General features: G+C 68.2%; 6 protein-coding genes. 3 read left to right on the top strand and 3 right to left on the bottom strand.

The features are described from left to right. Position 1 precedes the first annotated feature (1 nt). Positions 2–1402, top strand: a complete 1401-nt coding sequence (locus G3T14_RS06220; RefSeq protein WP_163641083.1) for a 4Fe-4S binding protein — start codon at positions 2–4, stop codon at positions 1400–1402. A gap of 38 nt (positions 1403–1440) precedes the next feature. Then, on the top strand, positions 1441–2265 hold the full coding sequence (locus tag G3T14_RS06225) for an FTR1 family protein (RefSeq protein ID WP_163641085.1): 825 nt from the start codon (positions 1441–1443) through the stop codon (positions 2263–2265). Positions 2266–2287: 22 nt separating this feature from the next. On the opposite strand, the gene G3T14_RS06230 is transcribed toward G3T14_RS06225, so the two are convergent. Continuing rightward, positions 2288–2644 (bottom strand): DUF167 domain-containing protein, encoded by a 357-nt coding sequence (locus tag G3T14_RS06230; protein ID WP_163641087.1) that lies wholly within the window; start codon positions 2642–2644, stop codon positions 2288–2290. A gap of 181 nt (positions 2645–2825) precedes the next feature. On the opposite strand from G3T14_RS06230, the gene G3T14_RS06235 reads away from it, so the two are divergent. Beyond that, a complete protein-coding gene (locus G3T14_RS06235) occupies positions 2826–3710 on the top strand; it encodes a CoA ester lyase (RefSeq protein ID WP_163641089.1) in 885 nt (294 codons plus the stop codon). A gap of 171 nt (positions 3711–3881) precedes the next feature. On the opposite strand, the gene G3T14_RS06240 is transcribed toward G3T14_RS06235, so the two are convergent. Next, complete coding sequence (locus G3T14_RS06240) at positions 3882–4187, bottom strand: hypothetical protein (RefSeq protein WP_163641091.1); 306 nt, start codon at positions 4185–4187, stop codon at positions 3882–3884. Continuing rightward, positions 4184–6511, bottom strand: a complete 2328-nt coding sequence (locus tag G3T14_RS06245; RefSeq protein WP_163641093.1) for an FdhF/YdeP family oxidoreductase — start codon at positions 6509–6511, stop codon at positions 4184–4186. The genes G3T14_RS06240 and G3T14_RS06245 overlap by 4 nt, the downstream gene beginning before the upstream one ends. Positions 6512–6794: the final 283 nt, after the last annotated feature.

Consider the following 6794-nt stretch of genomic DNA (forward strand, 5'->3'; position numbering starts at 1 on the left):
CATGGCGGCCTCCGCGTCCCCCCACCCGAGCGAGGTCTGGATCGACGCCAGGCTGGCGGAGTTCGGCCAGTGGCTGCAGCGCCACGGCGGGATGATCCGCAAGGTCCAGTGGGCGGTGATCGCGGTCTATCTCGTCCTGGTGGCGGTGCCGGCGTTCCTGCCGCTGCCCGATCGCAGCGCGCATCTGTGGAACGACCTCACGGTGTTCGCGCAGTTCTGCTTCTGGGGCATCTGGTGGCCGTTCGTGCTGGTGAGCATGGTGGTGGTCGGGCGGGCCTGGTGCGGCATCCTCTGCCCGGAAGGCGCGCTCACCGAGTTCGCGAGCCGCTGGAGCCTGGGGCGCGCCGTGCCGCGCTGGATCACCTGGGGCGGCTGGCCGTTCGTGGCGTTTGCCGGCACCACGGTCTACGGCCAGATGATCAGCGTCTATGGCTATCCGAAGCCCGTGCTCGTGGTGCTCGGCGGCTCGACGACGGCCGCGATCGTGATCGGATTGCTCTACGGCCGCAACAAGCGGGTCTGGTGCCGTTACCTGTGCCCCGTGAACGGGGTCTTCGCGGTGCTGGCCAAGCTGGCGCCGATCAGCTTCCAGGTCGACAATGCCGCCTGGGCGGCCTCGCCCAAGCCCCGCGGCGAGAGCTTCAACTGCGCCCCGCTGGTGCCGGTGAAGACCATGCGCGGCGCCGGGGCCTGCCACATGTGCGGGCGCTGTAGCGGCTATCGCGGTGCCGTGCGCCTTGCCCGTCGCTCGCCCACCCACGAGATCGTCAACGTCGCCGGCTCCGAGCCGAGCCTCGACCAGACCGTGCTGATCCTGTTCGGCATGATGGGTCTGGCGGTCGGCGCGTTCCAGTGGTCGGCGAGCCCGTGGTTCATCGACGCCAAGCTGATGCTGGCGACATGGCTGATCGAGCACGGCATCACCTGGCCGCTGGAGGCCACGCTGCCGTGGTTCATCCTCACCAACTACCCTGAGCACAACGACGTGCTCAGCCTCCTCGACGGTGTGTTGCTCCTCGCCTACATCGCCGCCGCCGCGCTGATCCTCGGCCTGTCGCTGTCGGCGCTGGTGGCGCTTGGCACGCGGGCCTTGGGGGCATGGTCGTGGGACCGCTTCCACCATTTGACGCAGACCTTGATCCCGCTGGCGGGCTGCGGCGTCTTTCTCGGACTTTCGGCGCTCACCGTCACCTTCCTGCGTGGCGACGGCTTCGTGCTGCCCTACGTCTCCGAAATGCGCGGAGCGCTCCTCGTCGGCACCAGCCTGTGGAGCATCTGGCTCGCCTGGCGCGTGTCCGGCCTCTACGGCGGCACGCTTCGGCGGGCCGGGGCGACGCTCGCCATCTCGGCGGCCTGCGGCCTCTCGGTCACCGGCTGGGTCTTGCTGTTCTGGATCTGGTAATCCGCGCGGCTCTTGCGCGAACATAGGGACATCTCCGCATGATCGGAGCCTTCGTCATCGCGTTTCGCGAGGTCATCGAGGCCGGCCTCATCGTCGGTATCGTGCTCGCCGCAACCCGCGGCATTGTCGGCCGTGGCCGCTGGATCGGTCTGGGCATTGTCGGCGGTCTCGCCGGCGCCGCCCTGATCGCGCTGTTCGCCGAAAAGATCTCCGACGCCTTCGAGGGTGCCGGGCAGGACATCCTGAATGCCTCGGTCCTCATCGTCGCGGTGCTGATGCTGATCTGGCACAATACCTGGATGAGCCGCCACGGCCGCGAACTCGCCGGGGAACTGCGTGCCGCCGGCAATGCGGTGCGAACCGGGCAGAGCACTTTGGCGGCGCTCGCCCTCGTGGTCGGGGCCGCGATCCTGCGCGAAGGCGCCGAACTGGTGCTGTTCCTCTACGGGCTGGTGGCGTCGGGCGCGTCCGGCGCCGAGCTGCAGATCGGCGCACTCGCAGGCGTCGCCGTCGGTGCCCTCGTCTCCTCGGTGAGCTATTTCGGCCTTGCCGCCGTACCGACCCGCTACGTGTTCTCGGTGACGAGCGCGCTCATCATCTTCCTCGCCGCCGGCCTCGCGGCGCAGGCAGCACAGTTCCTGTCCAATGCCGGGTTGATCACGGTGCTCGACCGGCCCCTGTGGAACACCGCCGGCATCCTGCGCGAGGACAGCATCGTCGGCCGCGTGTTGCACGCCCTCATCGGCTACACCGACCGGCCGACGGCCCTTCAAGGCGTCGTCTATCTGGGGACGATCATCGTCATGATCGGCCTGATGCAATGGTCGGCCGCCGACAAGCGCCGGCAGCTGCGCACGGCCTGATTGGCCACTGCGTTCGGCCTCATCAGCGACGAGCGGCGCCGTCGACCCAGGCGTCGAGACGCCCGAGGATGACAGCTGCATCGCCTTCGAGCACGAGCAGCTTTTGCCGCCCCGTCTGCCCCGATGCGATCCGGATATCGGATTTCCGCAGGCGCAAGGCATCGGCGAGATAGGCGACGAGCGCGGTGTTCGCCGCGCCGTCCACAGGGGCTGCGGCCACCCGTATCTGGAGGGCGACGCGGCCGTCGGCGCCTGCGACGAGGCCGTCGAGGCCAGTGCGGCTCGCGCGCGGCGTCAGGCGCACGGCGAGCCGCACCCCGTCCGGCCCGGCCGCGTAGGGCCGGGCGGGTCCGTCGCTCACAGCTGGCCGGTGCGGCATGGATGTCTCGTCGTTCGCGGGAAGGCGATGACCGGTTCATGGCCTCGGACGGCGCTCCCGCATAGCGCGCGCCCTGCGTTCCGGCATCGATCCGCCCGGATAACGTGGCGTTTCCCGCATCCTCGGGGTGCCTCGGCCGCCATGTTGCATTAGGGTTCAGCGGTCTCCACAGGAATGCTACATGTCCGATCTCCGCCTTCGTCGCAGTGTGCTCTACATGCCCGGTTCGAACCAGCGGGCGCTCGACAAGGCCAAGACTCTGCACGCCGATTGCCTGATCCTCGACCTCGAGGACGCAGTGGCGCCCGAGGCCAAGGAGCTTGCGCGCGAGCAGGTCTGCGCCGCGGTCAAGGGCGGCGGCTATGGCGATCGCGAGATCATCATCCGGGTCAACGCGCCCCAGACGCCGTGGGGCGAATCCGACCTCAAGGCCGCGATCCAGGCTCGTCCCGACGCGATCCTGATGCCGAAGGTCTCCTCGCCGGCGGTGCTGGAGAGCATCGCCAACCATCTCGAAGCGCTCGAGGCCCCCGACAGCATCGCGGTCTGGGCGATGATCGAGACACCGGCCGCCATCCTCAACATCCAGGAGATCGCCAAGGCGCAACGCGATCGGCGCACCCGGCTGACCTGTTTCGTGCTCGGGACCAACGATCTCGCCAAGGACACCTGGGCGCAGCTCGTCCCCGGCCGTGTGCCGATGCTGCCCTGGATGATGTTCACCCTGGCCGCCGCCCGTGCCGAGGGTCTCACCATCCTCGACGGTGTCTACAACGACATCGAGGATGTGCAGGGCTGCCGAGCCGAATGCCAGCAGGCACGCGATCTCGGCTTCGACGGCAAGACGCTGATCCACCCCAACCAGATCGAGCCGGCCAATACCTGCTTTGCCCCCTCCGACGAGGAGGTGCGCCGGGCGCGGATGGTGATCGATGCCTTCGACAAGCCCGAGAACTCCAATCGCGGCGCGATCAAGATCGAAGGGCGCATGTACGAGCGCCAGCATATCGGCATGGCGCGCCGCGCGGTGACGTGGTCGGAGGCGATCGGCGCCAGGGGTCAGTAAAGCTGCTGCGAAATCCGCAAGCGACCACATAGCCACCCCGTCCAGGGCTGATAAGCGGCTCGGACCTGATCGATCATCGCGTTCGGGGTGGTCGGAAGATCGATAGGCGTGTCACGCCGTCCGGCGGTCGCCCGGGCCATGGTCCCAGGGGCCGAAGTGCCCGCTCCGCGATCACCCGTGTAGGTGACCGAGCACGGACAGTCCGGTCTCCGTGGCCGCGTAATGCGTGCGCTGGGTACGCTCGTTGCGCGTGGTGACGGAGATCAACCCCACGTCACCCACCAGCGTCTCGACACCCCGCAGGACCAGGGCGTGCTCCACCCCGAAGATGCGGGCGAAGCTGCGGCTGTCGGCGGCCAGGCGGAGATGCAAGGCCGCGAGGATACCGGCCTCCAGGGTCGAGAGGTCGGGCTGGAGCGCCACGACGGAATCGGTCACCGCCAGGAAGGTATCGGCGTCGGCCGGCGGCTCGCTCACGCGGTCGCCGGTGCGCGCAGGGACACCATCACCGATTTCGAGGTCGGCGTGTCGCTCTCCCGGCCGAAGGTGGAGAGTGGCACCAGCACATTCAGCTCGGGGTAGTAGCCGGCCAGATTCCCGCGCGGCATGTCGAACGGCACGAGGCGGAAGCTTTCGGCCACGCGGGTGACGCCGTCGTCATGGGTGCCGACGATGTCGACCCGATCGCCGGTCACGGCACGGATTTCGGCGAGATCGTCCGGATGCGCGAACACCACCCGCCGCTCGCCGTAGACGCCACGGTAGCGGTCGTCGAGGCCGTAGATCGTGGTGTTGTACTGGTCGTGGCTGCGGAAGGTCTGCAACACGAAGGTGCCGGGCATCTTGCGGGCTCGCTGGTCTTCGGTCGCGTCGGGAAGCGCGTCGGCGGAGAAGTTGGCCCGGCCTGTCTCCGTCTCGAAGTTGCGCTCGGCGGCGAGGTTGCGCAGCATGAAGCCGCGCGGGCGCCTCACCCGGACGTTGTAGCCGGTGAAGCCGGGAATCGTGCGCTCGATGAGCGTGCGGATGCCGTCGTAATCGTCGGCGAGCGCTGCCCAATCGACCTTGTCCGATCCCACCGTGGCAGCGGCCATGCCGGCGATGATCGCGATCTCTGAGCGCAGTTCGGGGGAGGCCGGCTTGTTGATGCCGCCCGAGCCGTGGACCATGCTCATGGAATCCTCGACCGTGACGATCTGGGTCTTGCCCTTCGAATTCCGGTCGATCTCGGTCCGCCCGAGGCAGGGCAGCAGGTAGGCGATACGGCCCGGCACGAGGTGGGAGTGGTTGAGCTTCGTCGCGATCTGCACGGTGAGTTCGCAGGAGGCCAACGCCTTGGCGACCACCGCCGTATCCGGCGTCGCTCTGGCGAAGTTGCCGCCCAATCCGATGAACGCCTTCGATGAGCCGTCGAGCATGGCGCCGATGGCACCGAGCACGTTGTGGCCGTGCTTGCGCGGCGCGGTGAAGCCGATCGCGCGGTCCAGCGCGTCGAGGAGGGAGGCCGGCGGCTTCTCGTTGATGCCCACCGTGCGGTCGCCCTGCACGTTCGAGTGGCCGCGCACCGGGCACAGGCCAGCCCCTGGACGCCCGATATTGCCCCGCAGCAGCATCACATTGGTGAGTTCGCGCACGGTGGCCACGGAGTGCCGATGCTGGGTCACGCCCATCGCCCAGGTGACGATGGCCTTGTCGGCCCCGAGATAAACCTCGGCCGCCGTCTCGATGTCGGCGCGGGCAAGGCCAGATTGATCGAGGATCGCGTCCCAAGTCGTCGCGTCCACGACGGCCCGATAGGCCTCGAACGCATCGGTGTGATGGGCGAGGAAGGACCGGTCGAGCACCGAGGGCTGGCCGGCGGCGAGCGCCGCGTCGTCGGCGGCGAACACCGCCTTGGCGATACCGCGAAACGCCGCCATGTCGCCACCGAGGCGCGGCTGATAATAATGGCTCGCCACCGGTGCGCTCGCACCGCGCAGCATCTCGACCGTATTCTGCGGATCGGCGAAGCGCTCGAGGCCGCGCTCGCGCACGGGGTTGAACACCACCACGCGGGCACCGCGCTGGGCCGCGCGCCGCAGGTCGCCGAGCATGCGCGGATGGTTGGTGCCCGGATTTTGCCCCACCACGAAGATCGCGTCGGCCTTCTCGAAATCCTCGAGCAGGACCGTGCCTTTGCCGACGCCGATGGCCGCCTGCAGCGCGATGCCGCTGGCCTCGTGGCACATGTTCGAGCAATCGGGAAAGTTGTTGGTGCCGTAGAGGCGAGCGAACAACTGGTAGAGATACGCGGCCTCGTTGGAGGCGCGGCCCGAGGTGTAGAATTCGGCCTGATCCGGACTGTCGAGGGCGCGCAAAGCGGCACCGATGGCCGCGAACGCTTCGTCCCAGGTCGTCGGCACGTAGCGATCGCTCGCCGCATCGTAGCGCATCGGATGCGTCAGGCGGCCTTCGCCCTCCAGGGCGTAATCGGTCCAGCCGCGCAATTCGGTGACGGTGTGCTTGGCGAAGAACTTCGGCGGCGTGCGCTTGTCGGTGGCCTCCCAGGAGACCGCCTTGACCCCGTTCTCGCAGAACTCGAACGATGAGCCGTGCTCCGGGTCGCCCCAGGCGCAGCCGGGACAATCGAACCCGTCCGGCTGGTTGGCATTCAGCAGCGCTCTGGCGCCCGAAAACGGCGCCCGACTGCTGAGCAGATGCTTGCCGCAACTCTTCAAGGCACCCCAGCCACCGGCAGCGGACGAACGCTTCGGAGCCGCGTCCTTCTGAGACGAGTCCTTCTGAGACGCGGCCGGGTGATCCATGGACGATCCTGAAGAGGGGGGGGGCACTGGGCGGTCCAGCCGCTCCGTCGATCGGGGATACCGCAACGCACAGCGTCCTCTCAATCCGGCAAAAACGCAGGCCAGTCATGCGCTTGGCATCGGCCGAGACAACGCGCGATTCCGATTCGGTATTAGGGCGCAAACGCCAAAAGCGGTCTAGGCGGTATCGGCCATGACGAACGCGGCGGGCAGGGCGTCGGCCTGCGGGGGCGTCACCCTTCTGGCCTGCCGTGAGAGCGAGGCGCACGGGGCAACCGAGGCC

The organism is Methylobacterium sp. BTF04 (assembly GCF_010692745.1).
Taxonomy (GTDB): Bacteria; Pseudomonadota; Alphaproteobacteria; order Rhizobiales; family Beijerinckiaceae; genus Methylobacterium.

What these genes read in the sequence shown, in the direction of transcription:
- G3T14_RS06220 (WP_163641083.1), top strand. Translation starts at nt 2, where the DNA reads ATGGCGGCCTCCGCGTCCCCCCACCCGAGCGAGGTCTGGATCGACGCC.
- G3T14_RS06225 (WP_163641085.1), top strand. Translation starts at nt 1,441, where the DNA reads ATGATCGGAGCCTTCGTCATCGCGTTTCGCGAGGTCATCGAGGCCGGC.
- G3T14_RS06230 (WP_163641087.1), bottom strand. Translation starts at nt 2,644, where the DNA reads ATGCCGCACCGGCCAGCTGTGAGCGACGGACCCGCCCGGCCCTACGCG.
- G3T14_RS06235 (WP_163641089.1), top strand. Translation starts at nt 2,826, where the DNA reads ATGTCCGATCTCCGCCTTCGTCGCAGTGTGCTCTACATGCCCGGTTCG.
- G3T14_RS06245 (WP_163641093.1), bottom strand. Translation starts at nt 6,511, where the DNA reads ATGGATCACCCGGCCGCGTCTCAGAAGGACTCGTCTCAGAAGGACGCG.